Source organism: Microcoleus sp. SVA1B4, assembly GCF_036700545.1.
Taxonomy (GTDB): Bacteria; Cyanobacteriota; Cyanobacteriia; order Cyanobacteriales; family Microcoleaceae; genus Microcoleus.
The window spans coordinates 1-18,584 of record NZ_JAUBPB010000055.1 but is presented as its reverse complement, the minus strand read 5'-3'; the positions used below and the strand labels follow the sequence as shown (position 1 = coordinate 18,584).

Sequence of the window (18,584 nt, the reverse complement as noted above, 5' to 3'; positions counted from 1 at the left end):
TAGCCAGTTTCTGACCACGCCTTTAAGAATTAAACTTTTTGTGGATGCATCCTGAAAAGTTTGTTCTTAGGAATCCCCGAACGCGAAAGCCCGGGGAAAGTCAGCAGCATGGAATTCCATGCAATCTAAGTCAACTAAAAAAACGCAGATTAACGATATCTCCCACTCAAGCAGTCCTCAGCCAAACGCTGGGGTTTTTTATTGGCAGCCATTGCTCTGTCTTTTCCTCCAGCATTCGGCAAGCGCAACTGAAGGCAGAAGGTTGACGGCGCTGTGGTTATGAGTTTCCCTGCCAACATCATACCACCGGGTTAATTTTAAAGTATTATTGTAAAAAAAATGTGAAAAAAACGGCGTTTTAGCGTTTTCAATCCGAGCGAGTGAAAATTCATCTAATTATGTGAACGAGTGTAAAAAATCAAGTGGCGGGGTACAATTGGGCCGATCATAGGATTTGGGGCGAACGCTTGCAAAGATACGGTAAAGATTGACGAGAAGAAAGCTGACCTAGTAGACAATAGAGAAAGAAGAACAAAAAATTTTCCACCATAGTAAGGCCGATTCAAAAAAAAACAATGCAAATGCAACAGGCAAACTCCAAACCCTTATTGAATAAGTCATTGCCCAATCTAAAATCTAAAATCTAAAATCTAAAATGGTATCAGCGGGCCATAACTCCAATTTGTAACCTTTCGATCGCACAGCATAGGGGCGTAAAATCTTGATGAATTCCCAGATGACAGCATCCGTCAACTCAACGTACCAATATCAAGTTGGAGGCTATTTGCCTGCCGGTGCGCCCACCTATGTCAGGCGATCGGCAGACAGCGAGCTCTACGAAGGACTCAAAGCCGGAGACTTCTGCTACGTGTTGAGTTCGCCACAAATGGGAAAGTCCAGCCTGCTAGTGCAAACGGCCAAAAGGTTGCAAGCCGAAGGTACAGTTTTTGCCGCCATCAACTTGAGAAGCATCAGCAGCCCAGATATCTCCCCCCAAAAGTGGTATGGCGGAATCATGTACCGCATGGCCAGCAGTTTACACATCACAAACAGGTTTGATGCCATCAAGTGGTGGAACGATCGCGAACTGCTGCCGCCGGTGCAGCGATTGGAGATATTTATCGAAAAAGTTTTGCTCAAGTCACTTCAGCAAAATCTGGTAATTTTTCTAGATGACATTGACAGCATCAGCCGCCTAAATTTCAGTACCAAGGATTTTTTTGCTTTGATCCGGGCTTGTTACTCCAAGCGGGCAGAGCAACCGGAATACGATCGCCTGACTTTTGCTGTTATGGGAGTAGCAGCCCCCTCAGAATTGATCCGAGATCCAAGATGCAACCCTTTTAATGTTGGACGGCAAATTCATTTAAGTCGATTCCAACTGCAGGAAAGTTTGCCGCTAGCAAAAGGATTAGCCCTGAAAGCTTTTCGCCCCCAAAAAGTCCTCCAAGAAATATTAGCTTGGACGGGCGGGCAACCGTTTCTAACTCAAAAAGTTTGCCACTTGGTACTTGAATACGGGCCTTTTATTGGCAGAAATTCGGAAGCTCAGCAGGTTGAAAAACTGGTCAAACACAGAATTATTAAAAATTGGGAAGAAGAAGACGAACCCCAACATTTGATACCTATACGCGATCGCATTTTCCATAACCACTGCGACCTCACGCGGCTGTTAACGCTGTACCAGCAAGCTTTGCAACCGCCCAAGGCAACAAAACCGGGAGAATCCCAGGGAGTACCAGCAGATTACTCTCCCGAAAAACTCGAATTGCAACTGTCAGGACTGGTTGTTAAATTTGAGGGTAAATTAATAGTTTCCAACCTAATTTATCAGTCAGTTTTTAATCAGTTCTGGGTGGAAAAAGAGCTGGGAAAATTGGCTCCTTACCGCTTGGCCCTAGCAGCATGGCTGGCTTCAGACCGCGAAGATGAATCACTGTTATTGACAGGGGAAAGTTTGCAGTCAGCTTTGGATTGGGCGGAGGACAAACAATTAAGCCAAGAACACTATTGGTTCTTGAATCCCGATCGAACTTTTGGGAAAAAACCCACAGTGGTTGTCGCACAAGTTGCAGACAGCAGCGTAGACACAGATGCAGACAGCCACATCCTCACCCCACCCTCAGAGAGTCTTCCAACTGGCAACAACGAACAGAGATTGTACGATCACATCGTCTCCTGCGTGGAAACAGAATCCCCCGCACAGGTGATCGAGCGGTTCCGAAAGCTATTCATCGACGGCATGGGCTATCCCGATCGAGAGATTGAAGCAACTTTGTATAGTATAGTCTCCGTCAAGCGATCGGATCAGGACTTTAAATATCTGCTCCACCGCTGCTGCTACATCCCCATCAACCGCTGGCAATTGCAATCACAAAATCAGTTCGCGATCGCCAAGTTGGTATCTTTATTTAAGCAGACTTCTCCCCGATTCGGGATGGAATTTTACATAGTCAAGCGCTTACAAGAACAAATAAAATTTTTTAATAAAAGTGAAGAATTCCAGACTATAGAGCGCTTAGTAAAAGCCTTAGATAGAGATGCGGAACTGCAGCAACAAGATACAGATTTTCCTTTGGGCGAATTGATCTGTCGGTATCCTTATTTGTACGGCTATTCTCTACTGAGCAAGGACAGCATTGAGGAAGACCAACAAACCATCCAAAAACTGGCATTTCAAAGACAGCGACAATTTGAAACACATTTGTCTAAATATTTGAATTATATGGTTGAGCCGAGAAATACAGAAATAGGAATTGTACAGCGAGCGGCTAATCCCACACTTTTGAACGATGCAGAACTGCACTTAGCGGTCAGGGAATTTGCCGGAAAAGTAGCAGGCGATCGCACCTACAAAGAAGCGGCTCAATTTTTCCTGAGAGATTCCCGAAAAACTCCATCTTACGCCTCATTTAAAGTGGATTTATATGAATATTTAATATCGTCTATCGAACCAGAATACGGCGGGCGTCAATTTAATGACCGTTTGTACAAACAAATCAAAAATACATTGCGAGAAAATGACTCGGTGAAATTCAATAATCCATTGTTAGTTCGTACTTGCAACCAGTTGTTCAACTTCTTAGTAGTGGAAAATTCCCAACATCCCAGCCACTACGTTTTTTACGATTTGGTGTACAACCTCGGCGCCAGCAGGACAATGGGTTTACTGATGAAAATTGTGCTGCTTTCGGGCAAAGTAAAACCAGAGTTGGAAAAGCGATTTTCTATTTTGTTCAACCACTATGAAGGTAAAGCTTCTAATGAAATTATGTGGTTTGTCAAATCGTTGGAAAATTTCAATGTGGCTTTGGTTGTGAATTTTGGTAAGATGGATTTGTCTTTAGTTAAAGAGCATCTTATTTTGACTTAAAAAAAACCAACTCCCTGGTGCAGGGTTTTATAATAGTATTAATTTCAAAAAAACCAGGTAAAGCACATAAAAACCTTTGTTTACTCACGTAACCAGAGCCTGTAAAGGAGTATTTTTTACTACTCTTGAGTTAGGAAAAAAAACATGGCAAAAACTCATACTAAAACGGGCTTTCTGTGGTAGTAAATGTGAGCGATAAAATTTATGAAACTGGCCGAAAAGTAGCTAAGGGATTTAAAGAAACAATAAAAATTATTTTTGATGAATATCTACCAAAATGGAATTATCGTGCAGTTCCGACTATTTAGCAGATGCTAAAGTTATTAAATTGTCATTCCTTAGAATTAAAATTTCTCATGTAAAAGTCAAGATAGTTAATTTTATATTATCGCTCTATCCAATGGGTATTTCTAAACCCGGTACGCTATATCTAGTGGTCGTGCGTAAGTCCTGACGCTTCTTGACGAGCTTCCAGTTAATGTTTGCCCAGTCTTGAAGTGGTTCCTTTGTTCCCTACGTACCGCTAAGCATTTTGCAGCCCAGGACTTCATCAACAACTTTTGGAGTCTGCGAAGTGCCTTAATACAGCCTGTTCGGTGGTTCATGAAGTACACTATAAAGCTATATTGTGTGGTGTTAATCCTCCGGGTGCGGAGCGGCGAAATATTGGTCGATAAAACTTACAGATTGACGGGTGTATCAGCACCTTACACGGGCTAGAAGATTGTGTGTACCACATCTACATGGAATATGCTGTATCACCACGATTGGCGGCTTGATAGATTCTTTTCTGCAACTTGAACACAACTATTTCCAGCTTTCGCCAGGGAGTCTTGTTCCATTCATACATCGGTTTTACCGTGCTCATGACTTTTAGATTGCTACTGGAGGTTCTATCTTCCGAGACACCGTGGGTCTGTCTGCATATCTCCCTCGTTACAGGGGAGCTTTCGCTTTTGACCCAATCTCTCCTTGCCGTTGCATCCGGGAACGCACCTACTCTGAAAATCGACTTTTTCAGAGAGCAAACGGTAGGTTATTTCGTTCCTGTTCGTCTTTGTTTAGAGTTTTTAGGGTGGTACTTTCCAGCGAATTTATTACAGAGTGCTGAGTTGGTCAAGCTAACAATTGCCAACCCTCCGGTACATTGAAGGTAAAGTCCCTTTCTTACCAATCCTTGCCCTTTTGGGACTCAAGCGCGTATCAACCTGTTTCGCTGGTTATCGCTCACGATGGTTCGGATGTACCTTTACTTTCGCTACCCATAAACTCTTGCTCGACGGGATTCTAGAATAGGTTTTCCAGTTACCGCCTTTTCACCCCGCTTTACGAATTGATGGCTAATCGCTACCGTAGGGGTGATGCTTTCACCGCAGCACCAGCGGGATGGGACTTGAACAGTGTTCTCACCCACAAGACGAACAAGTTGTCATCTAACAAGGGATTAAAGTGCGAACTCAATCCATATTGGATTACCTTGTTAGAGCCTGAATTCCCCCCATTTCTGGGTTTCTTCAGAACGAAACGCACGCTAGAACGAGAAATATAGGAAGAAACCGGGGCAACCGGGTTTCTGAGGTTGGCGTGTATCCAGGACACGGCAATGCGATGTCCGGTGTTTAAATTGTTGACAATCGAGCCGATAATTGCTATAGCATAATAGAATCAAAAAGTTAATAGCAAAAGTCTCTAAAAATGCCTTATTTAACAGCAGCAAACGATATCAAAGCACTCATCGCTAAATTTTCCCAAGCTAAAATCCTGTGGGTGGATACAGAAATAGCAGACTATAAATCCAACCCCAGATTATCTCTGATTCAGGTGTTAGCTGACTCCACAGATTCCACGGGAGATGCCACTTTTCTACTAGATGTCTTGGATAAACCAGAATTGACCAAAGATTTCATCAACCAAATCATGGTCAATCCACATATTGAAAAAGTCTTGCACAACGCCAGCTATGACATCAGATTTCTCGGCAATGACGACGCTCAAAATGTCACTTGCACATTCAAAATGGCGACAAACATTCCCACTTACATCCTGCCATTACCCAACCGAAAACTCAAAACTTTAATAGAAACACTTTGCGGCATTGCTTATGTAGATAAAACAGAACAAAGCGGCGATTGGGCAAAGCGTCCCCTGACCCAGAATCAGCTAGAATATGCCAAGATGGACGCGGTTTATTTAGCTGGAGTGCATCGCCACCTGCTAGAAATTCTTGCCCAATGCTACCCCGAACCAGCAACGGAAAACTTGACAGCATTGGGTGAAAAATATCAGGAAATAGAATCTCGGTGGAAGCCGCTAGATTCAGAAATTGCTGAAGTGAAAGAACGCATTAAAGCAGGGATGCTGGCCCAAAAGCTCAAAGACAGTTCTTATTTTGAGCTTTCCAGTTCGATAACGATGAAAGTTGATTTTATGACGCTGGCCAGACTGATGGAAAATGAGGGAATTGAGTTAAATTTTCCGGTGACGCTGACGAAAGAAATTCAAAAACAGTTAGGCAACCTCATCGCTGATCCATCTTTGGAAGTTGAGGATATTGCTAGTTGGCGGTTAAATTCTAATGTACAGCAACGGCGGAAATCCACTAAGAAAATTGCGCCGGAACCGGAGAGTGAGGATTTAACAGTATTGGGGGAAAGGTATCAAAAAATTTTGCCTGAATGGAAGTTACTGGATTCAGAAGTTGAGCATTTGAAAGAGCGAATTAAAAAAGCAATGTTGGTGCAAAGTAAGGAAAATACTCCCCATTTTAAGTTATCCAGTTCCTCAATTTTGAAGGTAGATTTTGCTAGATTGGCAAAACTTGCGCTATCTGTGGGAGTTGAGTTAGATTTTATGGTGACGCTGACTCAATACATTCAAAAGCGGTTAGGGGAAGCTATTAACAAAATTGATGTGCAAATTGAGTATCTTACGAGTTGGCGGATGACGGCTAAGACTATGGAAGAGGAAGATGATGATGAAATCCCTTTTTAACTACTAAAATATCATGTTTCTTCTCATTTTTATGTGTTCTCTGGGGTCTGGGAGGGTGAGAAAGAGGTCTAAGAACAAGACCCAATAAGGGTTGCAGCCGGGAGCATCCCGATTTTGTAAATATAGCCTTTCTCATAAAGATGAGGTACAATAACAGCAGTGTGTAAACCAGTTAAAAATATTTGACGATGTAACTTGTCCGAACGCAAACTAAGAGTGCTTTTCCTAACTCTTGATAATTAGTAGTCTTGATAGAACGGAGAATGATTTTAAGTTTTGACCACAGATTCTCAATTGGTGAAAAATCTGGTGAATAAGGTGATAAGTATATTAATTTTGCGCCTTTCTTTTCAATCGCTTTTTTGACTTCTTCTCCCAGGTGAATAGGACAATTATCCATCACCACACAAGCACCTTTCCAGAGTTTTGGTACGATTTTTCTGATAATAAAAGCTTCAAATGTAATTGCATCAGTTCCGCCTATTAGATTAACCGATGTCAAAATTTCATTGACTGACATTGCTCCAATTATTGAGAGATTTTTGCCACGTTTAGTTGGTTTTAGTCCCTGGGTTCTTTCACCTTTTTGCATACCTAGCATATAACCTAACCATTGCCAAATTAACTCCCGATTCGTCAATGAATATTAAGTCTTTCAAACCTTACTTTTTAATGGTTTTCCAGAACTCACATCGCAGGATTTGAACTCGCTCCGTGCCTTTACCTGAAGGGAAGAGAGTTTTTTTTTGACAGTAATGTTTAAGAGTTTTATCATTCTTCCTATTGTTGCTCTACTAACGGAAAATCCCATTTTTCCATAAAGTAAATAACGGAGTTCTTCAACAGTTGCATCATTATTTGCTTCAACCAATTGGGCACTCGATGAGTAGTTGCTCCGCATTCAGTTTGCCTTTGTTTGACTCCACATCGGTCAGTTCTCGGAGTAATGTTTTTTGTTTCACGATATTGTTTAAGCAATTTTTGTACAAAACTCCGAGGCTCCAGAAAAACGCTTAGCTATTGCTTTTTGTGAAATGGGTTCAGCATGATAAGTATCAAGGATTTTTTGCCGAAAATCAATCGAATAAGCTTTGATTTTTAACAATGTATGATGTTTGGTACAAGTAAACGTGTTGTGAGTCAAGCAGATCGTGGTGTAAAAAAAATGCTATTATGTGTGGTATGGCTTTCGCGTGGCTTTACTGAACCATGTAATTAGAGTTCATTTGAGCTGATCTTCTCTGTTTGACCCTCACGAGTGAGTGTCAGTAACATGATACCTCATCTTTCGCTCGAAAGGCTATAAATTTGTAGGGGTAGTGCTAAGAGTGCCTACACCCTATCTATCGGGCAACCGGGCGTGGGATTGCCCCTACAATAATTATGCAAATGATGCGAGGATTGCTATAGCAGGCAGGGCAATCACCCTTTAGCGGCTTGTAGTTCAGGATCCTCATAAACGCTATATATGGTGTTTATGCGTAAGTCCTGAACCATTTACTCAAAATCCGTTAAGTGAAGCTATCCCGAAGGGAATCGAACAGATATCAGCCTCAACGAAATCTGCAGCATCATCGCCGAGTTTGACGAAAACGAATAGCGGTGTATTATAAACTCTATGATTAGCTATCTCAAAGGCATAGTCGCCGATATCGCCAAAGGCAGCAACCGCGTCATATTGACTCTGGAAGTCAATCACATCGGCTATGAAATCCAAATTTTGCCCCGTGTGACCGGTCAATTGCCAGCATCCGGCGAAGTCGCCCAAATTTTTACCCACCAGCAAGTTAAGGAAGACCAAATCGTATTGTACGGTTTTGGCAGCGCGGCAGAACGCGATTTGTTTCGGCAGTTGACGAGTGTCAGCGGTGTGGGTGCTCAACTGGCGATCGCACTTCTGGATACTTTAGGATTGCAAGATTTAGTCCAGGCGATCGTCGGCGGTAACACCCGCATCCTCGCCAAAACTCCGGGCGTGGGTACAAAAACCGCAGAACGTCTCGCCCTGGAACTCAAAAGCAAACTCTCGGAATGGCGCCAGCAAGCAGGTTTGACAACTTCAGTCGCGGCCGGAGTCCCCCCAGCTATTCAAGAAGAAGTCGAGATGATCCTGCTGGCGATGGGATACACTGGGGCTGAAGTCTTGCAAGCGCTGCAAACCCTCAGTCAAGACAGCACTTTGTCCGCCAAAGGTGATGCGGATGATTGGATACGTGAGGCGATCGCCTATTTGAGCCGATAATTGCCTACAATGATAATCCCCTACAATATCTAGCCGCCGGGAATAAAAACCCTGGACGGGCGGGACGCCCATCCCACAATTTTTTTTCCTGTGGGATGGGCGTCCCGCCCGTCCTAAGTATGTTTGCAATTCAAGTCTATTCTGCTCAAAAAACAAACCCATCCGTAGCAAAAATTTTATCGTTGTTATGCTTCCCCTGTGATAACATTGGAGATCGTGACAATCGTACAAAAAAAACTAAAATCAATTCATGGCTCTTACACAACAGCGCAAACAAGAAATCATGGGCGACTTCCAAACCCATGAAACCGATACCGGTTCAGCAGATGTCCAAGTCGCCATGCTGACCGATCGCATCACAAAACTCAGCGCCCACCTGAAAATCAACCAAAAAGACTTCGCCTCCCGGCGCGGTTTGATGATGATGATCAGCCGCCGCAAGCGCCTGCTGGCATACATCCAAAAGCAAAATGCCGATCGCTACAAAGCATTGATTGCCCGTCTAGGCATTCGCGGCTAAACACCAAAGCCAAAATTTGCGACAATATTCTTTAATCTTGGACAAACACCAAGACTTATTGAAAAATGTTCGAGATTTCAGGTCAGAGATAAAATATGTCCTCCGAACCACCCCGCAAGCGCTTGCCCTTTGAACCGGCAACAAATCGTAAAAAAACGCCTAAAAAGCCCCCAGAACCCCAAGCAAGCATAGCCTTAGAGTCGGATTCTGCCGACAAGCAGCCGAAAGCTAACAAAACCGGAAAACAGGCGCAATCCATCCCAGAAGTAGTCAGCCAACGCATGATATCTCGCATAGCGGTATTCTGCGGCATACCGACAATCCTGGGAATTTCCACATTTTTTGTCAGCTATTTGATAGTCAGCAAAGGCTTGTTTGATTTGCCCAACACAGCAGTATTGCTGGTAAGCATGGGCTGTTTTGGTCTAGGCGTTCTGGGATTAAGCTACGGAGTCCTCTCAGCTTCCTGGGATGAAGAAGTTTCAGGAAGCACTCTGGGGTGGGAAGAATTTAATACCAATTTTGGACGGATGCGAGAAGCGTGGCGCGCCGCGAAGCCAAAAAGTTAGTCATTAGTTATTAGTCATTAGTCATTAGTCATTAGTCAGTAGTCATCGGTGTCAACTTAAGGTTAAACCCAGTCAGAGACTTCTGTTTGACGATTAGCCCCAGATCCCCCCTAGCCCCCCTTAAGAAGGGGGGGACAAGAACTTGCTCAAAGTCCCCCTTCTTAAGGGGGATTTAGGGGGATCGAGGCTTAGGTAAAAACGGGATTTTTCGCATTCCATCCGTGTCATAATTCGTGTCTAGCCCAACTAAAAAGGCAAAAAAAATATGATTATAGTAATGAAAGCCGGCACTCCAGAAGCCGAGATCGATCGCATCGACGAAGAGCTCCGCACTAACTGGGGTTTGATACCAGAAAAAATCGTCGGCCGTTACAAAACCGTCATGGGTTTGGTGGGCGACACCGTTGAACTAGAACCGATGCAACTGCGCGAAATGAGCACCTGGATTGAAGAAGTGCTGCGCGTGGAAAAACCCTACAAACGCGCTTCTCTGGAGTACCGCCAAGGAGAAGCCAGCACAGTAGAAGTTGCTACTCCTTTAGGAACTGTGATGATCGGCTTGCATCACCCGATCGCGATCGTAGCAGGCCCTTGCTCGGTCGAAAACGAAGAAATGATTGTGGAAACGGCAATGCGCGTCAAAGCTGCTGGAGCTCATTTTCTCCGTGGTGGCGCGTACAAACCGAGAACTTCTCCCTATGCTTTCCAAGGCCACGGCGAGAGTGCTTTGGGATTGCTAGCTGCGGCCCGGGAAGCTAGCGGTTTGGGAATTATCACAGAAGTTATGGATGCGGCGGATTTAAGTGCGATCGCAGAAGTAGCGGACGTGATCCAAGTCGGGGCGAGAAATATGCAGAATTTCTCACTGTTGAAGAAAGTCGGAGCTCAAGACAAACCTGTTTTGCTGAAGCGCGGCATTTCCGCAACCATTGAAGAATGGTTGATGGCTGCTGAGTATATCATGGCTTCTGGCAATCCGAACGTGATTTTGTGCGAGCGCGGAATTCGCGGGTATGACAGGCAATATACACGCAATACCCTCGATTTGTCGGCAGTACCAGTATTGCGGACTCTGACTCACTTACCGGTGATGGTTGACCCCAGTCACGGCACCGGTTGGGCGCAGTTTGTACCTTCGATGGCGTTTGCTTCGATCGCCTCTGGTACTGATTCGCTGATGATTGAAGTGCACCCGAATCCCAAAAAAGCTTTGTCTGACGGGCCGCAATCTTTAACACCGGATCAGTTCGACAAGTTGATGGAAGAATTGGCGGTGATTGGTAAAGTCATGGGACGTTGGCCACAGCCGGTGCCAGTTTTGGCATAAAAATCGCGGTAATCAGTCAATACGCTTGGGTTAACCCAGATCCCCCCTAACCCCCCTTAAAAAGGGGGGGACAAGAATGTTCTCAAAGTCAACCCCTACTCCCCTTCTTAAGGGGGATTTAGGGGGATCTCCGAGGAATAAATAGTTTTAACGGAACCGTATTGGGTTAAATCCCCGACTTGTTAAAGAAGTCGGGGATTTTGTTATTCGGTTTTTGGAATAGAGGCCCAAGGGCGATCGTACTTCTAGGAAAGTTGGGAAATTTTGTATAATTGATATTTGAATTAATTAGCGAGAGGGCTGGGAGTCATGGTAGGCATCGGAACCAAACTCACTTTAGCAGAATTTCTAGCTTTGCCCGACGGAGATGTATATTGTGAGTTTGTAGATGGTGAAGCAGTTCCTAAAGTGTCTCCAAAATTTTTTCATTCCAGTTTACAGGGAGCTTTGTGTGACCTGATTCGTGTATGGTGTAAAGGACGCGGGCGAGTGCTTCCAGAATGGGCAATTTTGTTAAAACGTCAGGATAAAGATTGGGCACCTGTTCCCGATTTAACGTACATTTCTTATGAACGTCTGCCGAAAAGTTGGCGGCGAAATGAAGCTTGTCCCGCAATTCCTGAACTGGTGATTGAGATTATATCGCCCGATCAAAGTATGAAGGAATTTGAAGAGAAGGCGAAAGATTATTTGGCTGCGGGTGTTCCGCGAGTTTGGGTAATCGATCCAGAGGCTATTTTAATTAGAAGTTTTTTGACCGATGGTTCTAGTCAAGTTTATACGGATAATACACCGATTGTGGATGAGTTGCTGCCTGGTTTGGAGTTGACGACTAGACAGATTTTTCAGGAAGCGGAATTGATTGATTGAGGGCGATCGTACTCTGTGCAAGATATCAGTCGTAGGGTGCGTGACAACGGGAAAACTTCAACTCGCGGCGGTGGGACTATTGACTGTCAAGCACTGCGACAAAACCATAGTATTTACAAGGTAGTATGGTTTTTTTGCGCTTACCTGTTACTCATTGAATTAGCGAACACTTTGATTTAAGATTGTTTGAATTTGATTTTGTACTTGTTCGAGTTCTCGACGTTTGTCAGCCAGCCAAACCTTTTCTGCCTCGCAATCTGCTTGCTCTCGATCGCGCTTTTCCTGCTGTTCTAATAAATTTTCCCACAGCGAGATCGCTTTTGACATCGCACCGCTATTCGCATCAGCGCGATCGTCAAATACTGTAATAATTCTTTCTTGTACCTTCTCAAAAATAGACTGGGCAGATTCGTCAAATTTCTCAACGCCTAACTCGCAAACTTTTTGCTTAATCTGATCTTTAACAGCATCGCCATCTAAAAAACTAAAGCCAAAACCGCCACCAGCGCCAGCAGCTAAGCCACCCAAAATAACTCCTATAAAACCAAGTCCTGTAAAAAATAGCAACCCAGCACCTACTAATGCACCGAGACCCAAACCAACGCCTAAGCTTTCATCACTACCGATATTTGGGTTAATTGAGGAAGCAATTCCCCTTCCACTTGCGCCAAATCCGCCTAAGCTACCTGCTGTTGCTAAGTTATTGAATTGAGCGACAAGGCTAGTGCTGAGTTGCTGGTCAAACTGTTGAAATTCTTGCCGTATTGCATCAATATCTTCACCGATTTGGCTGTCTAGCACTCCCATATTTTGTTTTAAAATAGACTGTACTTTTTGATTGCCCCAGTCATCAATTTCTTCGGTGATGTCTCGTACAAATTGATCTGCATAATCTTTAGTCAACTTGTCTTGACTCATGATGTGTCCGTGTTCGGAAGTCCAGCGATGACTTTTTGCCATCAGGCGTTCTCCCAATCCTTCCACCCATTCATTCCAAGATTCAATAGCTTCTTCTACAGATTCCTCCCTCAGTTCATTAGCTAAAAGTTTGATTTTCACATCGCGGCCGCTTACTTCCGCCATTTGTTCAAAAATCTTCGCCTTATCTCCTTGAGAAACTGTCAATTTTCCTTCTAAGATTTCCCTATATTGAGTCAATTCATTGCAGCCAGTATTAATAATTTGCTTAATTCCGGCGGCTGATTGCTGAAGTGCGATCGCCCCGCGTTCAACTGTCAGAAACTTCTCAACCGAATCAGTAAAACCCTGAAAAGATTTTAGATAATCATCATTTTCATGGCCTGCTAAAATCGCTTCCAATGCAGATTGAGCAGAAATAAAATGAATCCGATTTTCACCAGCAATCAAATTTTGACTTGTAACAATTGTTTCCACCCTTTTTCGTACCTGCTGGCGACTCTCTTCCCGCCGCAGCAAATCGAAAAAATTAACTACCATAAAAATATTACTCGCGCCTTCCTTATTACCATAATTTAGTTCTTTTTTTAAGTACAAAAGCAGTTCTCGCTCTTTCTCGGTTAAAGCATTTTGAGCATGAGTTAAGAAAATAACCGCATCAGTTGTTTTGAGAACCTGTTGGGTGATTAATGTGCGTTCGGCTTGTTCGTTCAATCCAGGAGAATCAATAATTTCTACCCCATTGCGGCACAACTCTAATTCGGGATGTTCAAAAACGATTTCGGCAATTTCCGACTTGGCAATTTCATCGGCATAGGAACCATAAGCCGCTTGTTCCGAAATCGAAGCTTTCTCTTGATATTGTGCAGGTGAAATTTCTTCCTCCCGTCCATTGTGGTAGCGACAAATAACCCGGCGCTGCGAACCATATTTCAAAATAGTCACATTACCGCTACAGGGAATATCGCGCACTGGTTGGATTTCCTCACCAAGTAAAGCATTTAGTAAGGTTGATTTACCTTTACTAAATTCGCCGACAACAGCAACGCGAAAACATGGAGATTGCAATCTCTGAGATACTTTCGTTACTTCTTGTGCTAAAGTAGGAGATAGCACGTTGCGATCGATTCCATTTTGCAGAGTTAAGCCTAGTTTTTCACAAAGAGCATTCAGTTGTTGCCGATACTCCTGAAATTTTTTCAACTCCTGATAGGATGAAACTGATTGCTTTTGATTTGTTTTGTGTTTCGGTTTGGCTGGTAAATGTTCGATAATGTGACTGGCAGCACGGACAAACATAGAATCGAGAGATTGAAATTGCGCTGGATCTAGTAACGAGTGGACTTCTGCTAAAGCTGCTGTATCGCTGATGGCTTGACTGCTAAAACTCGCTTCCAAAACACTCAAAAATCGCGCATTAACTCCGAGTCGATCGGCAATGATGGTCAAATACTGTTTTTCTCGTTCATCTATTGTCCCATCTGCCGCCGACATTTGATACCCAAAACTAATCAACAGCAGTTTTTCCTCTTCGGAAAAGCACGATGTGAGCGCCAGCAACGCCGTCAATTTCTTGTAAACTTGCTGTTCCCGCACGCTCTTAACCATCGGCATTACGAATTGGCGCAAACTGTTGTTAGCGGGAATAAGTTCCGTAAAAATTGTCCGCAATCGCTGTGTTTCCTCAGCACTTACCGTACCGTCGGCATGAATGACTCCCAGCAATACCGTCACCAATCCCGCCAGGAAAAGCACAGGCGGAGTAATATCCTCTTTTCGGAGGTTTTGCCCGGTCAGCCGCGAAACAAGCTCAACTGTTTGAGGACTAATTAGCGAAGTGTGCATTTGCAGGGCCTATTGATAATTTTTTTTTATTTAAACTAGCATAATATATTAGTTATTCTGTGGATTGGTAACACGGTAGAAATTGATGATGAACTTTGTATTTCCCCCGGCGGTACAGGCTGCGATCGAGGCTGGCAAGTACGTACAAGTGTTTACATCGGCTGGAGTGCCGATCGGCATGGCGAGGGATGCAGCGACGGGACAGTTTGTGGCTCATGCGGTTGGCGCGGTGGTCAACAACAGCCCCCTATCGCCGTTAGTGTCTCCCGTGCAGCTTGCAATGGGAGGCTTGCAGATGTACCAAAACCACATGGGCTTTCAAGCCGTCCAAACCAGTTTGGGCGTGCTGCAAGCGACAACAGCCGTCATTGGTGTGGGAGTTGCGGCTGGGGTAGCCTTGTCGGCGGTGAATTTGCACCAGACTTTGAAACTAAAAAAAGCAGTAGAAAGGCTGGAAGTTAAAGTAGAAAATGGTTTCATCAATTTAGAACAACTTTTGAAAGGCCAAGGCGCCGAAATTAAGCAATTAATTTCCGAAGTGGTTGCAGATATAAAATTTGAGAACCATCGCCTAGTCTTAGTGCGGGCTTACGGGTTATTTAATCAAGCAATTCAACGAATGCGATCGGCTTTGCAAATTCAAGACATTAACCGTCGCAATGCTGAAATTGACGCAGCGCGGGGGATGTTGTTTGAAGCTTTAGCAGACTACAGAAATCCGCATTTATTAGAAGAAACTTGTGCGGCGGGACAGTTGCGGCGGTTAGAGTGCAGTTGGGCGATCGAGCAAAGTATTATCGGCACGTATCAGGTGCAAAATGAATTTGGTGCAGCGGGCGATCGTATTTCTCAACTTCAACAACAAATCCGTCAAGATAGCCTCGGTATTATACACTGTTGTGACTCAGACGAAGAGCTTGACTTTCTTTTTCCTGAAATTACGTGCATTCACGATCGCGATTTAGTTTTATTAGAGAGTTGGCAAAATCAGATTGAATGGATGAAAGCTTTACCGCCAAGTGAATTAAAACAGTTGCAAAGTGCTGATTTTAGTAAATCTGACTCTGCTGTTAAGGTGGAGAAAAACTCAGCCGCAACAGCTTTAGCAATCCCAGAGGAACAGTTATTTTATGAAAATTTGAAGCCGAAGTCTCATTTTTACGCGCTTCGCACTCAACTGGAATGGATGCTCGATCAGGAGCGACGTGAAGAGTATGAAGATTATATCATTGAACAAGGGGAACTAGGGGGTCATAAAAGTTTAGTATCGTCGAATTTGGAAAAAGCCTCTGATTTGGCTGTGGCTAATCTATTTTGGTACTTCAAAGTCCGGGATGAATCCGAAGAGGAATTAGAATTAGATTCTGATGAAACTACGAATAATACTGCTACTGCTACCGTTGTTGCAGAATCTTTCCCAAGCGATAAGGTTAAGCAGCAAATTTATGAAAAAGTCAAAGCCGTTGTTGCCAAGCAACTAGAAGTTGATGCAAGTCAAGTCACCATCAACGCTAATTTTGCCAGTGATTTAGGAGCAGATTCTCTCGATGCAGTAGAGCTAATCATGGCCATCGAGGAGGAATTCGACATTGAAATTCCCGATGAAGCTGCGGAGAACATAGAAACAGTTCAACAGGCTGTTGATTACATTTACAAAAAAGTTGCTGTTTAAAAAGCAAAGACAGTAACCAAGTTCAAATTCCTTAAACAGAAGAAAGCACTAGAAAGACTTCAAGCTTTCATGTAATACCAACTCACCAGAGCGATCGGTGTAAGGACACAACCAAAGCCCGTGTTTCTACCAAAAATTGTACGACCAATGTCATTATTATTACAACAAACATCAAAAAAAATGAAGTCTAAATCAGTTACCCAAATCAGCGGGATTCCCGGTCAATTAGTCGGTGCAGTTCCCGTCCGAACCAGCGGTACAGGAACTCTTAAAATTGTTGGGGACACCTTACAACGAAATTTTATAGCCTTTCTCGGAAAGATGAGGTATAATGTTACTGACACTCACTCAGGAGGATAAAGCAGAGAATATCAGAGCAAACGAACTATAATTACATGGTTACGCACAAGCCACGCGAAAGCGATAGCATACATAATAGCATTTTTTTGACAGCACGAGCTGCTTGACTCACAAAAAGTAAATTTGTACTCCTCTTCATACATTGTTAAAAATGAAAGCTTATTCGATTGATTTTAGGCAAAAAATCCTTGATACTTATCATACTGAACCGATTTCACAAAAAGCAATAGCTAAGCGTTTTTCTGTAGCCCTGAGTTTCGTACAAAAATTGCTTAAACAATATCGTGAAACAAAAAACATTACTCCGAGAACTGACCGATGTGGAGTCAAAGGCAAACTTAATGCGGATCACCTACTCATCTTGGCGGAATTGATTGAAGCAAATAATGATGCAACTCTTGAAGAACTCCGTCCCAAACTTTATGGGAAAATTGGATTTTCCGTTAGTAGAGCAACAATAGGAAGAATGATAAAACTCTTAAATATTACTGTCAAAAAAAAACTCTCTTCCCTTCAGGCAAAGGCACGGAGCGAGTTCAACTCCTGCGATGTGAGTTCTGGAAAACAATTAAAGAGTAAGGTTTGAAAGACTTAATATTCCTTGACGAATCGGGAGTTAATTTAGCAATGGTTAGGTTATATGCTCGATCTCTAAAAGGTGAAAGAGCCCGGGTGCCAAAACCAACTAAACGTGGCAAAAATGTCTCAATAATTGGAGCAATGTCAGTTAAGGAAATTTTGACATCGGTTAATTTAATAGGCTCAACTGATGCAATTACATTTGAAGCTTTTATCATCAGAAAACTTGTACCCAAACTATGGAAAGGTGCTTGTGTCGTGATGGACAATTGTCCCATTCACTTGGGAGAAGAAGTGAAAAAAGCTATCGAAAAAAAAGGGGCAAGATTAATATACTTATCACCTTATTCACCAGATTTTTCACCAATTGAAAATCTGTGGTCAAAACTTAAAATCATTCTCCGTTCTATCAAGACTACTAATTATCAAGAATTAGCAAAAGCCATAGAGTTTGCGTTCGGTCAGGTTACATCGTCAAATATTTTTAACTGGTTTACACACTGCTGTTATTGTACCTCATCTTTCTGAGAAAGGCTCTACTTCATTTTTTGGGTTAGAAATCAAAGAAATCAGGGCTATTTCGTTCTAGACAGTAGGCATGGTTTAGGTTTAGAGTTTAGAAGTCGGATTCACCCTAACTTATGATTTATGAGTTCGCTAGCAATTGTAGAAGCATTTTCGGAATTACCCGACCCACGGCGTGGAGCGGGCTGTCGTCATGAGTATGCGGTCTGTTTAGCGTTATTTACCCTGGCGATTAGCGCAGGATGTGGTGGTTTTCTAGCCATCGGGGATTGGTTAAAGGCTTACCGCGAACCTCTGATTGCGCTGTTTGGGTTCCCGAAGCATGGGATTCCTTCCTACAGTACGCTTCGTCGGACGTTACTGGACTTGGATTATCAATCCTATGGCGCTTGCGTCGCTTCTTTCTGCAAAATTGAACCGAAAAGAGGTGAAACCATGGCCTTAGATGGAAAAGTCCTCCGTGGCTCTTACAATATTGAAACGGGTGATAATCGGACCCCATCCCATCCAGCGATTCAATTGGTGACGGTCTACTTGGTCGAACGAGGACTGATTTTAACTCCCCAACAAGTGGATTGTAAAACCAATGAAATCAAAGCGATTCCACCCGTTTTGGAAGCCTTGGCCCAACGGGGAGTCGTTTTTGCCTTCGATGCCTTGAATACTCAAAAAAAACTTGTGAGCTAATTATTGAGTCTGGGAATGACTATCTCGGTGCAGGGTAAACGCATCTAAATTAATTTGACAAACACCTAAATTTGTGCATTACTAAATAACTAAAAAAAACTTTTAA

Annotated in this window: 14 protein-coding genes and 2 pseudogenes; 12 read left to right on the top strand and 4 right to left on the bottom strand. The window is 43.3% G+C overall.

Annotated elements, in window-relative coordinates:
* The first annotated feature begins 736 nt into the window (after nucleotides 1–736).
* The gene (locus tag QT987_RS21720; protein ID WP_333244199.1) at nucleotides 737–3,373 is read left to right on the top strand and encodes an AAA-like domain-containing protein; all 2,637 of its coding nucleotides are present in this window, start codon (nucleotides 737–739) and stop codon (nucleotides 3,371–3,373) included.
* A gap of 176 nt (nucleotides 3,374–3,549) precedes the next feature.
* Nucleotides 3,550–3,681, top strand: a complete 132-nt coding sequence (locus QT987_RS30015) for a hypothetical protein (RefSeq protein ID WP_445300368.1) — start codon at nucleotides 3,550–3,552, stop codon at nucleotides 3,679–3,681.
* Nucleotides 3,682–3,783: 102 nt separating this feature from the next.
* On the opposite strand, the gene QT987_RS21715 is transcribed toward QT987_RS30015, so the two are convergent.
* Nucleotides 3,784–3,978: a reverse transcriptase N-terminal domain-containing protein gene (locus QT987_RS21715; RefSeq protein ID WP_333244196.1), complete on the bottom strand. Its 195-nt coding sequence runs from the start codon at nucleotides 3,976–3,978 to the stop codon at nucleotides 3,784–3,786.
* Between the two features lie 134 nt (nucleotides 3,979–4,112).
* Nucleotides 4,113–4,223, bottom strand: a complete 111-nt coding sequence (locus QT987_RS21710; RefSeq protein ID WP_445299724.1) for a reverse transcriptase N-terminal domain-containing protein — start codon at nucleotides 4,221–4,223, stop codon at nucleotides 4,113–4,115.
* A gap of 845 nt (nucleotides 4,224–5,068) precedes the next feature.
* Between QT987_RS21710 and QT987_RS21705 the strand changes: the two genes are divergently transcribed.
* Nucleotides 5,069–6,364: a ribonuclease D gene (locus tag QT987_RS21705; RefSeq protein WP_333244193.1), complete on the top strand. Its 1,296-nt coding sequence runs from the start codon at nucleotides 5,069–5,071 to the stop codon at nucleotides 6,362–6,364.
* A 132-nt stretch (nucleotides 6,365–6,496) separates the two neighbouring features.
* Here QT987_RS21705 and QT987_RS21700 read toward each other — a convergent pair.
* Nucleotides 6,497–7,460 (bottom strand): annotated as a pseudogene (locus QT987_RS21700) (IS630 family transposase).
* 522 nt (nucleotides 7,461–7,982) lie between these two features.
* Here QT987_RS21700 and ruvA point away from each other — a divergent pair.
* The 5 genes from ruvA to QT987_RS21675 all read left to right on the top strand — a co-directional run bounded on the left by ruvA (nucleotide 7,983) and on the right by QT987_RS21675 (nucleotide 11,892).
* On the top strand, nucleotides 7,983–8,606 hold the full coding sequence (gene ruvA / locus QT987_RS21695) for a Holliday junction branch migration protein RuvA (protein ID WP_333244189.1): 624 nt from the start codon (nucleotides 7,983–7,985) through the stop codon (nucleotides 8,604–8,606).
* Between the two features lie 250 nt (nucleotides 8,607–8,856).
* Complete coding sequence (gene rpsO, locus QT987_RS21690) at nucleotides 8,857–9,126, top strand: 30S ribosomal protein S15 (protein WP_015174482.1); 270 nt, start codon at nucleotides 8,857–8,859, stop codon at nucleotides 9,124–9,126.
* 95 nt (nucleotides 9,127–9,221) lie between these two features.
* The gene (locus tag QT987_RS21685) at nucleotides 9,222–9,695 is read left to right on the top strand and encodes a PAM68 family protein (RefSeq protein WP_333058252.1); all 474 of its coding nucleotides are present in this window, start codon (nucleotides 9,222–9,224) and stop codon (nucleotides 9,693–9,695) included.
* A 265-nt stretch (nucleotides 9,696–9,960) separates the two neighbouring features.
* Nucleotides 9,961–11,022 (top strand): 3-deoxy-7-phosphoheptulonate synthase, encoded by a 1,062-nt coding sequence (gene aroF / locus QT987_RS21680; RefSeq protein ID WP_333244186.1) that lies wholly within the window; start codon nucleotides 9,961–9,963, stop codon nucleotides 11,020–11,022.
* Between the two features lie 309 nt (nucleotides 11,023–11,331).
* Nucleotides 11,332–11,892: a Uma2 family endonuclease gene (locus QT987_RS21675; protein WP_333244183.1), complete on the top strand. Its 561-nt coding sequence runs from the start codon at nucleotides 11,332–11,334 to the stop codon at nucleotides 11,890–11,892.
* A 159-nt stretch (nucleotides 11,893–12,051) separates the two neighbouring features.
* Here QT987_RS21675 and QT987_RS21670 read toward each other — a convergent pair whose 3' ends face one another.
* Nucleotides 12,052–14,655 carry a dynamin family protein gene (locus QT987_RS21670; RefSeq protein WP_333244180.1) on the bottom strand — a complete coding sequence of 868 codons (2,604 nt, stop codon included), beginning with the start codon at nucleotides 14,653–14,655 and terminating at the stop codon, nucleotides 12,052–12,054.
* A 1,441-nt stretch (nucleotides 14,656–16,096) separates the two neighbouring features.
* Between QT987_RS21670 and acpP the strand changes: the two genes are divergently transcribed.
* From acpP to QT987_RS21650, 4 genes and pseudogenes are all read left to right on the top strand, one after another.
* Entirely contained in the window at nucleotides 16,097–16,327 is a 231-nt protein-coding gene (acpP, locus tag QT987_RS21665; RefSeq protein ID WP_333244260.1) for an acyl carrier protein, read from the top strand.
* A gap of 180 nt (nucleotides 16,328–16,507) precedes the next feature.
* Entirely contained in the window at nucleotides 16,508–16,687 is a 180-nt protein-coding gene (locus QT987_RS21660; RefSeq protein ID WP_333244177.1) for a hypothetical protein, read from the top strand.
* 151 nt (nucleotides 16,688–16,838) lie between these two features.
* Nucleotides 16,839–17,794: pseudogene (locus QT987_RS21655) on the top strand (IS630 family transposase).
* 120 nt (nucleotides 17,795–17,914) lie between these two features.
* A complete protein-coding gene (locus QT987_RS21650) occupies nucleotides 17,915–18,478 on the top strand; it encodes an ISAs1 family transposase (RefSeq protein ID WP_333042589.1) in 564 nt (187 codons plus the stop codon).
* The last annotated feature ends 106 nt before the right edge of the window (nucleotides 18,479–18,584 follow it).

Bases quoted from the DNA above. Each gene is read 5' to 3' on its own strand.
- QT987_RS21715 (WP_333244196.1), bottom strand. From the start codon at position 3,978: ATGAACCACCGAACAGGCTGTATTAAGGCACTTCGCAGACTCCAAAAG.
- QT987_RS21675 (WP_333244183.1), top strand. From the start codon at position 11,332: ATGGTAGGCATCGGAACCAAACTCACTTTAGCAGAATTTCTAGCTTTG.
- QT987_RS21670 (WP_333244180.1), bottom strand. From the start codon at position 14,655: ATGCACACTTCGCTAATTAGTCCTCAAACAGTTGAGCTTGTTTCGCGG.
- QT987_RS21660 (WP_333244177.1), top strand. From the start codon at position 16,508: ATGAAGTCTAAATCAGTTACCCAAATCAGCGGGATTCCCGGTCAATTA.
- rpsO (WP_015174482.1), top strand. From the start codon at position 8,857: ATGGCTCTTACACAACAGCGCAAACAAGAAATCATGGGCGACTTCCAA.
- QT987_RS21710 (WP_445299724.1), bottom strand. From the start codon at position 4,223: ATGTATGAATGGAACAAGACTCCCTGGCGAAAGCTGGAAATAGTTGTG.
- QT987_RS21720 (WP_333244199.1), top strand. From the start codon at position 737: ATGACAGCATCCGTCAACTCAACGTACCAATATCAAGTTGGAGGCTAT.
- QT987_RS21685 (WP_333058252.1), top strand. From the start codon at position 9,222: ATGTCCTCCGAACCACCCCGCAAGCGCTTGCCCTTTGAACCGGCAACA.
- ruvA (WP_333244189.1), top strand. From the start codon at position 7,983: ATGATTAGCTATCTCAAAGGCATAGTCGCCGATATCGCCAAAGGCAGC.
- aroF (WP_333244186.1), top strand. From the start codon at position 9,961: ATGATTATAGTAATGAAAGCCGGCACTCCAGAAGCCGAGATCGATCGC.
- QT987_RS21650 (WP_333042589.1), top strand. From the start codon at position 17,915: ATGAGTTCGCTAGCAATTGTAGAAGCATTTTCGGAATTACCCGACCCA.
- QT987_RS21705 (WP_333244193.1), top strand. From the start codon at position 5,069: ATGCCTTATTTAACAGCAGCAAACGATATCAAAGCACTCATCGCTAAA.